The organism is Brevibacterium sp. LAARM2_SD2 (genome assembly GCF_057364785.1).
In genome coordinates this window covers 1-16,482 of the sequence record NZ_JBNFOM010000041.1, presented here as the reverse complement: position 1 = coordinate 16,482, position 16,482 = coordinate 1, and the positions used below count along the sequence as shown (strand labels likewise).

The following is a 16,482-nucleotide window of genomic DNA, read 5'->3' as shown; positions in this document are numbered from 1 at the left end:
GCTCCTGCCGCGATTGCCTCGCTTGGGGCGTCTACCGGCAACGCAACTGGCGGTGCTGGAAGTGCCGCTGGTGGTTCACGCACTACCCGCAGGGCGAGTGCGTCTCCTGCCACCGCGAGGTCACCATCGGTGAGCAGGGCTACTGCCGCCTCTGCCTGGAAACCGCCCGCTACCACCAGACGCCTGGTGAACCGCTCGACCTCGACGCGGCCCGCACGTACGGCCAGCAGTTCTTCCTCGCCTCGATGAACGACTCCCGTCAGCCCGCAGAACTCCACCTGCCGATGGCGATGAGCATCCGCGAAGCGCTCAAGGTCATCAACACGCCGCCGCCGACTCCCGCCAGCTACCAGCCGGTCCTGTTTCATATCGACCCCGACCCCGAACGCCTCCGTCAGCGCTCCAACGAGATCCGGCTGCGCGACATCACCAGCCGCACCGACCACTTCCTCTACGCCCGAGCCCGCGAGTACGCCTGGAGCAAGCGACAGACCAACCAGGTCAGGCGCACCCTGAAAGTCCTGCAGCTCGTGTTCCCCGGCGCGAATCTGCGCTTTCGCGCCTCTGACATCCTCGCGATGCGCAGCTACGACGACGGCAGCAACATCCGCTCCACCATCGAAGTCCTCGAAGACGCCGGGCTCCTCATCGACGATCGGGTGCCCTCGTTCACCAAGCTCTTCGAACGCAAGACCCATGCCCTGCCCGAGCCGATGCGATCCCAGCTCGAGCTCTGGCGCGACATCATGGTCGACGGCTCCAAGACCCCGCCGCGCCGTCAGCCCCGCGACACGAGGACCGTCAAAGGCCAGATGTACGGCATCCTCCCCGCGATCACTCGCTGGGTCGACGACGGGCGCACCAGCCTCGCAGGGATCAGCACCGAAGACATCCTCGCCGCCCTCCCTGACGACCCCTCCCGTCGCCATACGATGCTGCTCGGCTTCCGCAGTCTGTTCACGATCCTGCGCGGCCGCAAGCAGGTCTTCACCGACCCGACGAATGCGATCCCGCTGCGCGGCCCGCGGCGCAACACACCGCTGCCAATGGAGCCCACGGCGATCCGCGACGCACTGGTCAACCCCGACCCCGCAATCGCGTTGGCCGTCTCGCTCGTCGCCTTCCACGCCCTGACCACGCAGCAGGTCCAGCACATCCAACTCACCGACATCATCGACGGACGTCTGCGAATGCCCGACGGCCGCTTCATCCCGCTCGCGAAACCTGTCCGCGTCCGCCTGAGCGCGTGGCTCGACCACCGTGCCCAGCGCTGGCCGGAAACGAAGAACCCCTACCTGCTCGTCACCGTCCAGACCGCGCCCCGTCTCCCGCCGCCCGGCCGGAACTTCCCCTGGAAGAAGGCCGGAGTGACAGCCCAGGCCCTGCGCACCGACCGGATTCTCTACGAAGTCGAGCAGACCGGCGGCGATGTCAGGCGCATCTGCGACCTCTTCGGCATCGGCATCGAGACCGCGCTGCGCTACTCCCACACCGCCACGGGACCGCAGAACATCACGGCCGACAGTGCGTAGCCGCCTCAGAAGATGAACCTTCGGCAAACACCACCCAGATGCGCCTCGCCGACTTGCCGCGTGCTTCGATAAGCGTCAATATAGATACATGTCGAATCAAGAGGTCGAGTTGGTCATCGTCGGGTCCGGTCCCGCCGGGTACACCGCGGCGGTCTACGCTGCTCGTGCGGGGCTTGCCCCGGTCGTGATCGCCGGCTCGGTGACCGCGGGCGGGGCGTTGATGACGACGACCGAGGTGGAGAACTTCCCCGGCTTCGTCGATGGTGTGCAGGGTCCGGAGTTGATGGAGTCGATGCGGGCGCAGGCTGAACGGTTCGGCGCTCAGATCGTCTACGACGACGCGACCCGCCTCGACCTCGACGGCGACGTGAAGATCATCGAGACCGGTGCCGGGGCCACGTATCGGGCGCGGGCGGTGGCCCTGGCGATGGGCTCCGCGTACCGCAAGCTCGACCTCCCCGAGGAGGACCGCTTGTCCGGGCACGGAGTGTCCTGGTGCGCGACGTGCGACGGGTTCTTCTTCCGCGACCAGGAGATCGCCGTGGTCGGCGGCGGAGACTCCGCGATGGAGGAGGCCCTGTTTCTCACCCGGTTCGCGTCGAAAGTGACCGTCGTGCACCGCCGGGACGAGTTCCGGGCGTCGAAGATCATGGCGCAGCGCGTGCTGGACGACCCGAAGATCGAGGTCGCCTGGAACAGCGAGGTCGCCGCGATCCTCGGCGACGAGCAGGTCACCGGGCTCACGCTGCGCGATAGCGTCACTGGGACCGAGCGGAGACTCGACGCGACGGGGGTGTTCGTCGCGGTCGGGCACGACCCGCGTTCAGATCTCGTGACCGGCCAGGTCGACACCGACGCGGACGGGTACGTGCGGGTCGCGCACCCGTCGACGCGGACGAACCTGGCCGGGGTGTTCGCGGCCGGGGATCTCGTCGATCACACGTACCGGCAGGCGATCACCGCCGCGGGCACCGGCTGCGCGGCCGCACAGGACGCCCAGCACTACCTGTCGAACCTTGCTCCCGCCACCGTTTCCGCACCTGTTCTGGAGGTTTCCGCATGAGCACCGTCACCCCCGTCACCGACGCCACGTTCCGGGCCGAGGTGCTCGACTCCGAGCTGCCCGTCGTGGTCGACATCTGGGCGGCCTGGTGCGGGCCGTGCAAGGCGGTCGCCCCGATCCTGGACCAGCTCGCCGGTGAGTACGCGGGCCGGGTGAAGATCGTGAAGGTCGATGCCGATCAGAACCCCGAGACCGTGACCGCGGCCGGCGTGACCTCGATCCCGACCCTCGGGTTCTACCGGAACGGGGAACGGGTGGACGTGTTGATCGGCGCGCACCCGAAGCCCGTCTACGCGACGAAGATCGAGGAGCTGCTCGCATGACCGACACCGTGACCCGCACCGCACCGAAACGGCTCTCCACACTCGACAAGTGGCTGCCGCTGTGGATCGGCCTCGCCATGGTCGCCGGTCTCCTCCTCGGCCGGTTCGTGCCTGTGCTCTCCGACGTGCTGTCCGCGATGGAGGTCGGTGGGATCTCGGTCCCGATCGGGCTGGGCCTGCTGGTGATGATGTATCCGGTGCTCGCGAAGGTCCGCTACGACAAGGCCGCCGCCGTCACCGGAGACAAGAAGCTCCTGGTCTCTTCGCTCGTGCTGAACTGGCTCGTGGGGCCGGCGGTGATGTTCGCCCTGGCCTGGATCTTCCTGCCGGATCTGCCCGAGTACCGCACCGGGCTGATCATCGTCGGGCTCGCCCGCTGCATCGCGATGGTCGTGATCTGGAACGATCTGGCCTGCGGTGACCGGGAAGCGACCGCGGTGCTGGTGGCGATCAACTCGGTGTTCCAGGTCGTCGCGTTCTCCCTGCTGGGCTGGTTCTATCTCACCGTCCTGCCGGGCTGGCTGGGGCTGGACACGCAAGGGCTGGAGATCTCGGTCTGGCAGATCGCGCTGAATGTGCTCGTCTTCCTCGGCGTCCCCCTCGCCGCGGGGTTCGCCTCGCGGTGGATCGGCGAGAAGCGGAAGGGGCGCGACTGGTACGAGGAGACGTTCCTTCCGAGGGTCGGGCCGTGGGCGCTGTACGGCCTGCTGTTCACGATCGTGCTGCTGTTCGCCCTCCAGGGCGAACAGGTCACCTCCCGGCCGATGGACGTCGCCCGGATCGCGCTGCCGCTGCTGGTCTACTTCGGCCTGATGTGGTTCGCGGGGCTGCTGCTCGGCAAGGGCCTCGGTCTCGGCTACGCACGGTCGACGACGCTCGCGTTCACCGCGGCCGGGAACAACTTCGAACTGGCCATCGCGGTCGCCATCGGCACCTTCGGCGCGGCCTCCGGGCAGGCCTTGGCGGGGGTCGTCGGCCCGCTCATCGAGGTGCCCGTGTTGGTGGGGCTGGTCTACGTCTCGCTCTGGGCGGCGAAAGCCTGGTTCCGCACCGACCCCTACACCACCGAATCCACGATCGAATCGAGGACGTCATGACCGACACCGCTGTCCTTCCCGACGCCGAGGCGTGCGCGCCCTCCGCGATGCACGCGATCGGCGCCGACGCAGCTGCGACTGTGGCCGGGGCGCTCAAGGCGCTGGCGGATCCGCTGCGGCTGCGGATGCTGTCCGCGATCGCGACCGACCCGCGCGGCGAGTCCTGCGTGTGCGATCTCGCGGAGCTCGCCGACGTGTCCCAGCCGACCGTCTCCCACCATCTGAAGGTGTTGAAGGAGACCGGGATGCTGCGGTCCGAGCGGCGCAGTACGTGGGTCTGGTACCGGATCGCGCCGGGCAAGCAGCGCGCCGTCGCGGCCCTCCTCGACGCGTTCGCACCAGCGGCAGTCGCCGACGAGCCGGAGGACGCTCAGGCGCGAGTTGAAGCGTTGCGGCAGATGGACGCCCGCGTGACCCGGCTCGCCGAGGAACTGGCCAACGAGCTGACCGGGCTGCACCGTGATGTCGTGATCGCGATCGTGCGCGAGTCCTACGCGGGCCTGGTGCGGTCGGCGAAGCTGACGCAGCACATGATCCCGCTGACCGAGCGCTTCGCCCGCCAGCGCCTCGCCGACCTCACCCGGGATCGGTCTTCGGGGGTGCCGCAGGTGCTGTTCGTGTGCGTGCAGAACGCGGGCCGTTCCCAGCTCGCCGCCGCCATCGTCAACCAGCTCGCCGACGGCCGAGTGATCGCCCGTTCCGCAGGCTCGACCCCGGCGTCGGACCTGCACCCGCACGTGCGCTCCCTGCTCGTCGAGATCGAAGGCGAGCAGGAGGCTCGGGATGCGTTCCCGAAGCCGCTGACCGACGACGCCGTCCGCGCCGCGGACGTTGTGGTGACGATGGGCTGCGGCGACGTGTGCCCGATCATCCCGGGTGTCCGCTACGAGGATTGGGCCGTCGGCGACCCCGCCCTCGCCTCCCCGCAAGGGGTCGACGCGATCCGACACGACATCGAGTCCCGCGTCCGCGCCCTCCTCGCGACCCTCACCGACTGAAAGAAGCCAAAGATCATGACCGTTCAGCAGCCCTCTGTCCTGTTCGTCTGCGTCCACAACGCCGGCCGCTCCCAGATGGCCGCCGGCTACCTCCGCCACCTCGCCGCAGGCCGCATCGAGGTCCGCTCGGCCGGGTCCATGCCCGCCGAGCAGATCAACCCCGTGGCCGTCGAAGCCATGCGCGAGGAAGGGATTGACATCACCGCCGAGCAGCCGAAGGTGCTCACCACCGAGGCGGTGCAGGCCTCCGACGTGGTGATCACGATGGGCTGCGGCGACGCCTGCCCGTTCTTCCCGGGCAAGCGGTACGAGGACTGGAAGCTCGACGACCCCGCCGGACAGGGCATCGAGGCGGTGCGCCCGATCCGCGACGAGATCAAGGGGCGCATCGAAGCGCTCTTGGCAGAGCTGCTCGTCTGAGGGAGTGTGAGCGCCGGAGGGGCAAGCAACATCGGCGCTTGCCTCTCCCATGCTCTTGAGGGAGCTCAATCCATGCGGGGAACATCGTTGTGCCGCGGGTGTGGCCCGCTAATTGCGTCCCCAGTGGTTGTCGCTCTATCGAGAAGCGCCTCGCAGCGCTGCTTCGATCTGCTCCGGCGTGGGCGCTCCGGCGAATCCGCTTTCCGTCGAGTAGACGCGGCACGCGAGCGAGCGGACCGGTGCGGTCGGGAACAGGTCGACGCCGTCGACGAGGAGCGTGGGTGATCCTCCGAACGGAGAATTCGTCGCTTCGGCCTCGGTCCGGATGGCTACCAGTTCGACGGCCACGTCCACAAATCCGATAGCGTCCAGCGCAGCACGCGCGTTGGCTTCGGCGATGTCCGTGTTCGGGCAGTCGAGGATGTGCAACAGTTCGACCTTCATGCGATCCGCTCTTTTCGGGTCCGAGCCGCGCGGAGCCCGTTGAGGATGACGACGACCTCGGCGATCTCGTGCACCAGCACCACCGCGGCCAGCCCCAGCACGCCGAACAGGGCCAGCGGCAGCAGGACGGTGATGATCAGCAGCGACAGGATGATGTTCTGGTTGATGATGTGCCGTCCGCGGCGGGCGTGGTCGAACGCTCGCGGGAGGAGTCGCAGGTCGTGGCCGGTGAAGGCGACGTCGGCGGACTCGATCGCGGCGTCGGAGCCGGTCGCGCCCATCGCGATGCCGATGTCCGCGGCGGCGAGGGCGGGGGCGTCGTTGATGCCGTCGCCGATCATCGCGACCGAGCCGTGCTTGCCCAGCTCGGTGATCGCGGCGGCCTTGTCCTCGGGGCGCAGCTCGGCGCGCACGTCCTCGATCCCGGCCTGCGCGGCCAGCGCCCGGGCGGTGCGGGCGTTGTCGCCGGTGAGCATGGTCATCCCGACGCCCTGGGCGGCGAGGGTGCGGACCACCTCGGGGACTTCGGGTCGCAGCTCGTCGCGGACGCCGATCGCGGCGACCGGGACGTCGTCGCGGTGCACGATCACGACGGTCATGCCCTGCTCCTCCAGGCCGGCGACCTGGTCCTTGAGCGTCCCGGCGTCCAGCCAGCGGGGGCTGCCGACGGTGACCCGGGCCTCGTCGAGGGTGCCCTCGATGCCGTGCCCGGCCTGCTCGGTGACCTCCAGGGCGGCGGGGGCTCCGGGTGCGGCGGCGGTGATCGCGGCGGCCAGCGGGTGGGTGCTGTGCTGCTCCAGGGATGCCGCCCAGGCCAGGGCCTGCGCCTCGGTCACGCCGTCGGCGGTGAGGACGGCGGTGACGGCGGGCTCGTTGCGGGTGAGGGTGCCGGTCTTGTCGACGGCGACGTGGCGGATCACGCCGAACCGCTCGAACACGGCACCGGACTTGATGATCACGCCGAACCTGCTCGCCGAGCCGATCGCGGCGACGACGGTCAGCGGGACGGAGATCGCCAGCGCGCACGGCGACGCGGCGACGAGCACCACGAGGGCGCGGGTGATCCACAGCTCCGGGTCGCCCAGCAGCGAGCCGATGACCGCGACAAGGGCGGCGAGGATCAGCACGCCGGGCACGAGCGGACGGGCGATGCGGTCGGCCAGGCGGGCACGGTCCCCCTTCTCGGCCTGCGCCTGCTCGACCAGCTCCACGATCGTGGTCAGCGAGTTGTCGGTGCCCGCCGCGGTCGTCTCGACCTCCAGGGCACCGGCGGTGTTGATCGCCCCGGCCGACACCGCGTCGCCGGGCTCGACCTCCACCGGGATCGACTCCCCGGTGATCGCCGAGGTGTCCAAGCTCGACCGGCCCGCACGCACGATCCCGTCGGTCGCGATCCGCTCACCCGGACGCACGAGCATCAGCTGACCAACGGCCAGATCCTTCGCGGCGACCTCCACGGACGCGCCGTCCTGCCGGATGGTCGCGGTCTCCGGGACCAGCTTGAGCAGCGCCCGCAGCCCGCCGCGGGCGCGGTCAATGGCCTTGTCCTCCAGCGCTTCGGCGATGGAGTACAGGAACGCCAGCGCCGCGGCCTCCTCGACGTAGCCGAGGATGACCGCGCCGACCGCGCTGATCGTCATCAGCAGCCCGATGCCCAGCTTGCCCGTGAACAGCTTCCGGACCGCGCCGGGCGTGAACGTCGACGCGCCCAGCAGCAGGCCGATCCAGAACGCCACCAGCGCCGGGATCTCCGCGCCCGTCCATTCCAGGACCAGGCCCGTGCCGAAGGCGACGCCGGAGAGCACCGGGACCATGATCCCGCGGTCCCGCCACCATGGACGCTCCCGCTCCTCCTCGGCCTCCTCAGCGACCTGGGTGTCGGGCTCGTCGCAGCCGCACGCCGCGCTCACGCGCCCGCTCCCGTCCCGCAGCAGCCCGGCACCGTGCACTCGGCGTCCACGCACGGCGCGTGCTCGTCCACGGCCAGCGTCACGTCCACCAGCGCCGTGAGCGCCGCCGCGAGGTGCGGGTCGGCGATCTCGTAGCGCGTCTGCCGACCCTCGGGCTCGGCGACCACGATCCCGCAGTCGCGAAGACAGGTCAGGTGGTTCGACACGTTCGACCGGGTCAGCTCCAGCTCGCGCGAGAGCACGGCCGGGTAGCTCGGGCCGTCCAGCAGGGTCATCAGGATCCGGGAGCGCGTCGGGTCCGCCATGGCCCGGCCCAGCCGGTTCATGACGTCGAGACGCGAAGCAATAGTCAGCATACGCTAAATTATACAGTGAATGCTGACCTATTGTCGGCTCCGATGACCTCAACCTCGACTATGAACGCCACGCGGCGGGAGGAGTGGCTGCTCCGCGCAGGCCCTCGTCCACACGCTGGCGATCATCAGGGCCGTCCCGACTGCAGCCAGGGCGGTCAGGACGGCGAATGCCCTCGCGTAGCTCCCGGTCACCTCGGCGAGGACGGCCCCGGCGAACGGGGCGAGGGCGGCGGCCAGCAGGACCGGGAGGCCGAGGACGCCGGAGAGGTGGCCGTAGGCGCGCTCTCCCCAGCGGTCGGTGATCGCGGTCGCCTGCAGCAGCGTGGCGATCCCGCGGCCGACTCCGGCGAGCATCGACGCCGCGATCAGCAGGCCCACCGGGCCCGGCACCACGGCCAGGACCAGCGTGCTCGCAGTCACCAGGATGAACACGGCGGCGGTGCGCGCGGTCAGCGAGGCCCGGTGCGCCAGGCCGGTGTAGACGAGGCGTCCGGCGACCTGGCCGACGCCTCCGAGGCCGAGCACCCAGGCTGCGGCCCGGGCGTCGAGGCCGCGCTCGAGCATGAGCGGGACCAGGGCCAGCAGGCCCGTGTACATGGCCAGCGACGCCGCGGTCAAACCGCCCGTGAGCAGCCAGAACCGCGCGCTGCGCAGGACCGCGACGGCATGGGCGCTGTCGGCGGCGGGCGCGTCGCGATGCCCGCGCGCGGGCCAGGGGCGTCGCAGCAGGAGCCAGTGGGCCGGCACTGTGACGACGGCGAGGGTGGCTGCCGCCCACAGGTAGGTCGCCCGCCAGCCCAGCTGCTCGCCCGCGACCGCCGTCAGCGGCGCGAAGACCGTACTGGCCAGGCCCGCGACGAGCGTGAGCGTGGCCAGCGCCCCGAGACGGCGTGCGTCGAACCAGCCGGTGACCGCGGCGAACGCCGGCGGGTAGAGCACCCCGGCCATCGCGGCCCCGGCGAGCACCCACCCGGCGACCAAGACCGGCAGGCTCCCTGCCGTGCCGATCACCACGAGAGCCAGGACTCCAAGGACCGACCCGACCGTCATGACCAGCCGCGGTCCGCGCCGGTCGATGACGCGGCCGACCGGGACCCCGACCAGCGCCGAGACCACCAGTGCCGCCGAGAACGCCGAGGTGACGGCCATCGAGGACCAACCGGTGTCGGCGCTGATCCGCGGCGCGAGCACCGGAAAGGCGTAGTAGAGCAGCCCCCAGGAGACGATCTCGGTCACGCACAGCGCCGCCAGCACCGCTCCCAGCGATGGGCGGGGTCCGGGCTCAGGCAACGGCGGCACCCCGCGGCAGCCTGGTCAGGGCGTCGACGACGTGCCGGGCGTCGCGGTGCACCCCGCGCAGCGTGTTCGAGGAGAACGACCGCTGGAACTCCACACCGAGGAAGCCCAGCCCCGGCAGCGCGGTCGAGACACCGCGGTCGTGCCGGGGCCTGCCGGCCCCGTCGAGGACGCCAAGCGAGGTCAGGTAGGTCAGGTGCGGCCGGTAGCCGGTCGCGAAGATCACGGCGTCGACCTGCTCCCGGGAGACGTCAGGCCACACGACCCCGTCCGGGGACAACGCGGTGAAACATGGGCCGCTGGTCGGGCCGGCCCGCCTCCAGCGCCCGCTTGTACGTGTCGTCCCGATCACCGGGGTGCCGGTGACGAGCCGTTCGAGGACCGATGGCGGGAGCAGGTCGGCGCGCGTGAGGCGCAGCCACCAGTGCAGGTCGCGTCCGGCGATCATCTGCGGCGCGAACCGCACCCGGTCCCGCACCGCCAGCGACGTCTCCGCGTGCTCGGCGAGCTCGTGGGCCACCTGCACGGCGGAGTTGCCCGCCCCGACGACCACGACCCGCTGCCCGGCGAACTCCTCCGGCGACCGGTAGTCGGCCACATGCAGAACCCGCCCCTCGAATGCCCCCCTGCCGGGGATCGCCGGCACGTGGGGATTGCCGAACGAACCGGAAGCGGCGATGAGCGCGTCACCGACCAGGCTGCTCCCGTCAGCCAACTCCACCGTGAACGCCGGCCCGTCGGCGGTGACGTCGACGACGCGGGCATTGGTCCGGACCTCGACGCCGAGCCGGTCGGCGTATCCGCGCAGGTACTCGACGACCTCGTCGCGGCCCGGGTAGCCGTCCGGGTCGCCGGGGAACGGGTACCCGGGGAAGGAACTGAACCGGCGTGGGGAGAACAGGCGCAGGCTGTCGTAGTAGCGCGGCCAGGACCCGACCGGCTCGTCACCGGCCTCCAGGACGACCGGTTCCCAGCCCCGGACGCGTCCGGTGCGGGCTGCGGCGAGGCCGGACTGCCCGCCGCCGACGATCAGCAGGCGGCCCCGGCTCATCTCGTGGTCCTCGCGCCGATCTGGACCAGCTGCGGCGCGGGCGCGCAGCACGAGTCCGAGGCCGCCTGATCGTCCGGGGCGTCGAACAGGCCAGACCCGCCACACACCCCTGTGTCCGGCAGGACGAGGTCGACGCGCGCGGCCGCCTCACGGTCGCCGGCGATCGCCGCAACGACGCTGCGGACCTGCTCGAACCCGGTCAGAGCCAGGAACGTCGGCGCCCGCCCGTACGACTTCGCCCCCACGATGTAGAAGCCCGGCTCCGGGTGTGCGAGGTCCGCCGCTCCCGTGGCACGGACGGAGCCGCACGAATGCAGGTTCGGGTCCACCTCGACAGCGACCTTCGCCGGAGCCTGCAACCGCATGTCGAGATCGAGCCGGATCTCGGACAGGAACGACAGGTCAGGCCGGAACCCGGTCGCGACGAACACGCGCGATGCCGGTTCCAAACGGCGGCCGTCCTCCGCGAGGAGCACAGCCTGCCCGTCCTCGACCGCCACCTCTTCGGTACGGAACCCGGTGACGAGATCCACAAGCCCGTCCTCGACCGCCTTCTTCGCCCGCTGACCCAGCGCACCGCGCTCGGGCAGTTCGTCCCCGCTCCCGCCGCCGAACGTATTGCCGACCGTGCCGCGGCGCAGCACCCAGCTGATCCGCGTCCCCGGCACCCGCTTCGCTACCCGCGACAGTATCCCGATCGTCGTCGCCGCAGAATGACCGTTGCCGACCACCACCACATGCTGACCAGCCAAACCCAGGGCATCCTCGATCGCGGGCATGCGATGCTCCACCAGCCCCGCATGGACTGCAGCCTCCTCACCGAGCGCGGGGAGACCGTCAGCACCCGCGGGACTCCGGGTGTACCAGGTGCCCGACGCGTCGATCACCGCGTCGGTCTCGATCCGCTCCTGCCCACCATCCGTGCGGCGGACGTGCACGACGAACGGCTGCTCCGCTCGCCCGGCATCGACCGCGAGATCCCGCCCCTTGCGCGCCGCTCCGACCACACGAGCCCCATACCGGACCCGGTCGCCCAGCGCGTCCGCAAGCGGGGCGAGATACCCCTCGATCCACTGCGCCCCGGTCGGATAGCCTTTCTCCGGCGCCACCCACCCCGTCGGCTCCAGCAGGCGACGAGACGCCGCATCGGTGAGCTCCGTCCACGGCGAGAACAGCCGCACATGCCCCCACTCCGCAACAGCTGCCCCCGGACCATCACCGGCCTCCAGCACGAGCGGGTTTAATCCGCGTTCCAGTAGATGCGCGGCCGCTGCGAGCCCCTGCGGGCCTGCACCGATAACGACGACGGAAACCATACCCAACCTCCTTACATTGACGTTCTTCAATATGAGCAAGCCTGCCTCACGTATCGACAGATGTCAATGCGTAGGGCAGAATGGAGCCATGAACACCCCCGCGACCATCGAGAGCACCCCCGAAGCCTCGACCTGTTGCATCCCGGGGCAACCGCTCGACGATGCGACCGCACAGCAGCTCGCCCGGGTGTTCAAAGCGCTCGGCGACCCCACCCGGGTCAAGCTCATGGCGATGATCGTCGGCAGCAGCGAGGGCGAGATGTGCGTGTGCGACCTCACCGAACCCGTCGGACTGTCGCAGCCGACCGTGTCACACCACATGAAGCTCCTTGTCGAAGCCGGACTCGTGACCCGCGAGCAACGCGGTAAGTGGGCCTACTACCAGCCCACAACCGACACGCTCGCCACTGCCGCGCGGGCGTTCCTCTCCTGATGCCAGAGTCCCGGTTCCGGCCGATGGTCGAGTCCGACTGGCCCGAGGTCGCGAGCATCTACCAAGCCGGGATCGCCACCGGGCACGCCACCTTCGAAGCTGTGCCGCCCGCGAACTGGGCCGCGTTCATCACTTGCAAACGCTCCGAGCTGAGCCTGGTAGCCCTCGACTCCGCAGATCGGGTCAACGGATGGGTTGCCGCGGCCCCCACCTCAACGCGGACCGCCTATGCGGGCGTCGTCGAACACTCGATCTACATCCACCCGGATGCTGCAGGACAGGGCGTCGGCTCCAGGCTCCTGGCCGCATTCCTCGCCGTCGCCGACCACGCGGGCATCTGGACGGTCCAGTCCTCAATCTTCCCCGAGAACACCGCAAGCCTGCGTCTCCACGAGCGCGCCGGATTCCGCACCGTCGGCAGACGAGAACGCATCGCCCGCATGGACTACGGGCCGCACGCCGGCCGCTGGCGCGACACCATCCTCGTCGAACGCCGCACCCCTGCTGATCCCGCAGGAAGCCACGCTGAGGTTGCATCTTCCGTGAACATGCACACTCACACCTGCCCCAGCGACCTCTCAACCCGCATCTTCACGCCAAATCGACTTCAGGATTCCTGAACTTGCGGGGAATTCAGCTCATGCGGGCGGTGGTGTCGAACAGGTCGTACTCGTCGGGGTGGAGCTGGTGCTGCACGACGAAGGAGCGATCCTTGATCCGCCACAGCCCCTGCCCGGTTCCCAGGGTCGGCAGGAGGGAGCGTTCGGTGCCGGTCAGGCCGAGGGTCTTCGCGGTGGTGCCGAGCTGGTCGGATTCTTGCCGGTAGATGATCCGCGACTCCGCGTTCGCCAACAGGCTGTTGGCCAGCGAGCGCATCGCCGAGCCCTGGTCGCCGACGTTCTCCAAGTCGGTGAGCTTGTGGAAGATGAGCATGTTGCTGATCCCGTAGGCGCGGGCCAGCCGCCAGTGCGCGTCCATCCGCTTCAGCAGCGCCGGCTCGCTCATCAATCTCCAGGCCTCGTCGTAGATCACCCACCGCTGTCCGCCGTTCGGGTCCAGCAGCGCCGATTCCATCCACGCGCTGGAGCAGGTCATCAGCACCGAGATGAGCGTGGCGTTCTCCGTCACCCGCGACAGGTCCAGCGACACCATCGGCAACGTCGGATCGAACACCTCCGTCGACGGCCCATCGAACAGCCCGGACAGGTCGCCGGCGACCAGACGCCGCAGCGCGTGCCCGACCATCCGGCCGTCCTCCGCCAGCCGCCCGTCAGGGTCGTCCGACGGGGTGAGGAGGTGGTCGACGATCATCGGCAGGATCGGCACGTCGTTCTCCCGAACCGTCGCTGTCAGGGCGGTGTCGATCGCGGTGTGCTCCAGCGGGGTCATCGGCCGGGTCAGCACCGTCTCGGTCAGCGCGCCGATCAGGTCACGACGGCGGGAGGCGACCGTCGTCGCCCACTGCGCATCGCTGAGCCCGGTCGGCCGGTAGCCCTCATCGAGCGGGTTGAGGCGGGTGGGCAGGCCGTGGCCGAGCTGGATCGCCCGGCCCCCGACCGCGCGGGCGATCTCGGTGTGCTCGCCTTTCGGGTCGCCCGGCACGTACACCCGCCGCCCGAACGGGAGCGAGCGGGTGTAGAGGCTCTTGGCCAGCGACGACTTCCCGCTGCCGACGATCCCGGCGAGCACCACGTTCGGGGCCGTGATGATCCCAGCCTGGTAGAGCACCCACGGGTCATACACGAAGCTGGCGCCCGAGTAGAGGTTCTGGCCGACGAACACGCCTTCGCTGCCCAGGCCCCCTTCGGCCAGGAACGGATACTGCGCCGCCAACGTCGCGGAGGTGTCCTGATGGCGAGGCAACCGGAACCGGCCCGGGGTCCGCAACGCCACCGGCCCCGCCTCCCCGGCAGCCGGCAGATACTGCGTGGCCTTGCGTTCGGCGCGTTCGGCGCCGGCCTTCGCTTTCGCGGCGGCCACCTCCTGCCGGCGCTGCTCAGCCTGCAACTCTGCGGCGGCACGGCGACGCTGTTTGCGCAGCCGACGACGTTCCGCGGCCGGGGCGACCAGAACGGCGGTGTGCAGGCGCTCCTTCTCGCTCACAGCCCCCACCCCCGACCCCGCGTGACGCCACCGGCGGCAGGCGCCCCGGCCGGGTCTATGCGGGTCATCTCGTCGGCGGCGCGAGCCGCGCCGGCCAGCCGGCCTCTAGCCTCGTCCAGGGCGGTGCCGGCCTGATGGAGCTCATCACCGGCCTCCAGCGCGGTGGGGTGACCGGGGATGGTGTGAGCGGCGGCGAGCCGGTCGAGCACCAGCCGCATCGCCGCGGTCGCATCGCGAAGGTCCGCGATGATCGCAGGCGCCCCCGCTTCGGTGAGCTGGCCGGCGCTCGCGAGGGCGCGCAGATTCCGGGCGGCTTCGGCGGCGTAGGCGGTGGGATAGGAGAAGGTGGGCACCAGGGACCTCCCGAGATGCGGAGCGGACAGGGATGCCGGTCAGGTGCGCCCGGCCCGCACACACGACGGCACCGCCACCCCGTGACCGGGGCGACGGCACCGTTCACGGCGGGGCACCGCTTACAGGCCGAGGCCGCGGTCGCGTTTGACGGCCGCGACGCTGGGATGGGTGAACCACGACCCGTCGGTCTTCGCCGGTCGGCCTTTCCCGGCCGCAGCCGGAGCCTTGCGCCCGCCAGCCGCCGCAGCGGATGCCCCGAGCGCTCTGGTCGACCGGGACGCGGCGGCCCCGGTGGCGCCTCCCGCTCCTGCCGCAAGCCCGCCGGACGCTCCCGCCGCGCTTGCAGCGCCGCCGACGTTCGGGCCGATGGGCCCAGCCGTGTGGGATTCGGGGTCGAGGCGGTCTTCGGGCGGGATCGGGTGGCGACGGTAGAGGCCGACGTGCCCCATGTCGGGGTTGTAGGTCAGCGTGTACTCGCCGGCGGCAGCCTCCTGGTCCAACGGTCCGGCGGGGAGGGTGTCGTAGACATAGCCGTTCTCCATCGCCGCATCGGTGGTCTCAGCGCCGTAGTCGAAGCCGGACAGGTGCTCGATTGCGGCGTCCGGGCCGTGGCGGTCGATCATCGACAGCACCGCGTCGGCTTCCTCGCCCTGGAGGAACACGATGTTCACCCACCGCGAGACCGCCTCGGCCCCCCGCTCCAGGCTCGCGGCGGCCGATGGCGCGGGCGGCCCGGGTGCGGGGTGCCAGGCGATCCGCCCGGCGGCCTGCATGGCGAGGTTCAGCCGTTCCTCCACCGCATCGAGTCCGGCGGCCGCGTCGAAGAGCTGCCTGGCGGCCTGGTGGGCGTCCCGGATGCCCGCGGCCTGGTCGCCGTGGTCATCGAAGGCGCGGCCCTCGTGCCGGTTGTGCTGCTGGGCGATCTGCGCGAGGGACTGCTGCATGGAACGCACCCCGGACAGCAGGTTCCCCATCATCGTGTAGGCGTCCTCGGGATGGGCGAAGTCGCGGCTGGCGTGCGCCAGACCGCGCAACGCCTGCGACGCTTCCTCAGCGTCGGCGACGGGATCATAGAATGTAGGCACGGTTCCTCCCTCAGCTTCTGGTCTCTGAGAGGTGCGCACCGAGCATCCGACCGACATCGAGGAGTGCGACCGCGTGGCCGATGAGAACAGCGATCCGGTGGCGAGCAAGCACCTCCAGACTCTGCGGCTGTTCAAGCGTCGTGCGGACGAACTGTTCTCATGCGGACTTGCTCAGCGCGAAGACGCCCTCAAGCTCGGGCAACAGCTCCATATGAACCTCGTGCTCGATAAGACCACCGGCGAAACCTCTGTGCGAGATTTGCGCCAGGTGATTCCTCCCAAAGAGCAAGTCGCCTACGCTCTCACGTTGATACGCCCCCTGACGCTGTCCAAGAAGGGCGACAGGTTGGCGTGGAGAACCGTCATGGCGGCCCTCGACTTCTTCTGCCCTCCGGAAGACGCCGTCAACAGGGAGCGGATAGGTGAGTTGCGTGAGGGGTGGAGCAAGTACCCGGTTCGTCGGATGCGGATCATGCAAGCGCCCATCGATCCGGATGCACCGGGGCCGCGTATCGATGCGTGGGATAACGAGATCGCGCGAAAGTTCCTCTATGGCGATCTGGTGCACGGAGACGACAACGCAGAACTCCTGGAAGCCCTTGGAGACGATCAGGTTGTCTTTTCTGCCGGAGCGATGGCGTCGGACGGCTTCATCTTGATGAACAACACGTACGAGGTCATGCATTGCCTCCGGCCCGATA

General features: G+C 69.9%; 18 protein-coding genes. 9 read left to right on the top strand and 9 right to left on the bottom strand.

Translation table 11 applies throughout. The features are described 5' to 3' along the window. The 6 genes from AC2W7K_RS17415 to AC2W7K_RS17390 all read left to right on the top strand — a co-directional run. Positions 1–1,532 (top strand): hypothetical protein (locus AC2W7K_RS17415; protein ID WP_486006460.1); only part of this gene is annotated, 1,532 nt, incomplete at its 5' end. Between the two features lie 88 nt (positions 1,533–1,620). Next, positions 1,621–2,595 (top strand): thioredoxin-disulfide reductase, encoded by a 975-nt coding sequence (gene trxB, locus AC2W7K_RS17410; protein WP_162230359.1) that lies wholly within the window; start codon positions 1,621–1,623, stop codon positions 2,593–2,595. Beyond that, a complete protein-coding gene (gene trxA, locus AC2W7K_RS17405) occupies positions 2,592–2,918 on the top strand; it encodes a thioredoxin (RefSeq protein WP_198499360.1) in 327 nt (108 codons plus the stop codon). Before trxB ends, trxA begins: the two co-directional genes overlap by 4 nt. Next, entirely contained in the window at positions 2,915–4,015 is a 1,101-nt protein-coding gene (gene arsB, locus AC2W7K_RS17400; protein ID WP_162230357.1) for an ACR3 family arsenite efflux transporter, read from the top strand. The genes trxA and arsB overlap by 4 nt, the downstream gene beginning before the upstream one ends. Further along, complete coding sequence (locus tag AC2W7K_RS17395) at positions 4,012–5,013, top strand: metalloregulator ArsR/SmtB family transcription factor (RefSeq protein WP_013864596.1); 1,002 nt, start codon at positions 4,012–4,014, stop codon at positions 5,011–5,013. The genes arsB and AC2W7K_RS17395 overlap by 4 nt, the downstream gene beginning before the upstream one ends. 15 nt (positions 5,014–5,028) lie before the next feature. Next, the gene (locus AC2W7K_RS17390) at positions 5,029–5,433 is read left to right on the top strand and encodes an arsenate reductase ArsC (RefSeq protein ID WP_013864597.1); all 405 of its coding nucleotides are present in this window, start codon (positions 5,029–5,031) and stop codon (positions 5,431–5,433) included. A 135-nt stretch (positions 5,434–5,568) separates the two neighbouring features. Here the strand turns inward: AC2W7K_RS17390 and AC2W7K_RS17385 are convergent, their stop codons facing one another. The 6 genes from AC2W7K_RS17385 to AC2W7K_RS17360 are packed head-to-tail and all read right to left on the bottom strand — an operon-like array spanning position 5,569 to position 11,806. Beyond that, the gene (locus AC2W7K_RS17385) at positions 5,569–5,877 is read right to left on the bottom strand and encodes a hypothetical protein (protein WP_013864598.1); all 309 of its coding nucleotides are present in this window, start codon (positions 5,875–5,877) and stop codon (positions 5,569–5,571) included. Further along, complete coding sequence (locus AC2W7K_RS17380; protein ID WP_486006459.1) at positions 5,874–7,787, bottom strand: heavy metal translocating P-type ATPase; 1,914 nt, start codon at positions 7,785–7,787, stop codon at positions 5,874–5,876. Before AC2W7K_RS17380 ends, AC2W7K_RS17385 begins: the two co-directional genes overlap by 4 nt. Continuing rightward, positions 7,784–8,143, bottom strand: a complete 360-nt coding sequence (cmtR, locus tag AC2W7K_RS17375; protein ID WP_007633539.1) for a Cd(II)/Pb(II)-sensing metalloregulatory transcriptional regulator CmtR — start codon at positions 8,141–8,143, stop codon at positions 7,784–7,786. Before cmtR ends, AC2W7K_RS17380 begins: the two co-directional genes overlap by 4 nt. Positions 8,144–8,191: 48 nt before the next feature. After that, positions 8,192–9,379 carry an MFS transporter gene (locus tag AC2W7K_RS17370; RefSeq protein ID WP_232623660.1) on the bottom strand — a complete coding sequence of 396 codons (1,188 nt, stop codon included), beginning with the start codon at positions 9,377–9,379 and terminating at the stop codon, positions 8,192–8,194. A 46-nt stretch (positions 9,380–9,425) separates the two neighbouring features. Further along, complete coding sequence (locus AC2W7K_RS17365) at positions 9,426–10,490, bottom strand: flavin-containing monooxygenase (protein ID WP_486006458.1); 1,065 nt, start codon at positions 10,488–10,490, stop codon at positions 9,426–9,428. Further along, a complete protein-coding gene (locus tag AC2W7K_RS17360) occupies positions 10,487–11,806 on the bottom strand; it encodes an FAD-dependent oxidoreductase (protein WP_092918849.1) in 1,320 nt (439 codons plus the stop codon). Before AC2W7K_RS17360 ends, AC2W7K_RS17365 begins: the two co-directional genes overlap by 4 nt. 88 nt (positions 11,807–11,894) lie before the next feature. On the opposite strand from AC2W7K_RS17360, the gene AC2W7K_RS17355 reads away from it, so the two are divergent. Together AC2W7K_RS17355 and AC2W7K_RS17350 are read left to right on the top strand one after the other, a co-directional pair. After that, positions 11,895–12,239, top strand: coding sequence for an ArsR/SmtB family transcription factor (locus tag AC2W7K_RS17355; protein WP_092918847.1), 345 nt, complete (start codon positions 11,895–11,897; stop codon positions 12,237–12,239). Next, positions 12,239–12,859: a GNAT family N-acetyltransferase gene (locus tag AC2W7K_RS17350; protein ID WP_198499357.1), complete on the top strand. Its 621-nt coding sequence runs from the start codon at positions 12,239–12,241 to the stop codon at positions 12,857–12,859. The genes AC2W7K_RS17355 and AC2W7K_RS17350 overlap by 1 nt, the downstream gene beginning before the upstream one ends. A gap of 13 nt (positions 12,860–12,872) precedes the next feature. Here the strand turns inward: AC2W7K_RS17350 and AC2W7K_RS17345 are convergent, their stop codons facing one another. From AC2W7K_RS17345 to AC2W7K_RS17335, 3 genes are all read right to left on the bottom strand, one after another. Beyond that, entirely contained in the window at positions 12,873–14,342 is a 1,470-nt protein-coding gene (locus AC2W7K_RS17345) for an ATP-binding protein (protein WP_198499356.1), read from the bottom strand. Then, entirely contained in the window at positions 14,339–14,695 is a 357-nt protein-coding gene (locus AC2W7K_RS17340; RefSeq protein ID WP_162230352.1) for a hypothetical protein, read from the bottom strand. The genes AC2W7K_RS17345 and AC2W7K_RS17340 overlap by 4 nt, the downstream gene beginning before the upstream one ends. Before the next feature lie 120 nt (positions 14,696–14,815). Further along, entirely contained in the window at positions 14,816–15,781 is a 966-nt protein-coding gene (locus tag AC2W7K_RS17335; protein WP_198499355.1) for a hypothetical protein, read from the bottom strand. 31 nt (positions 15,782–15,812) lie between these two features. Here AC2W7K_RS17335 and AC2W7K_RS17330 point away from each other — a divergent pair. Then, on the top strand, positions 15,813–16,482 hold a 670-nt coding region (locus AC2W7K_RS17330), incomplete at its 3' end, for a hypothetical protein (RefSeq protein WP_486006457.1).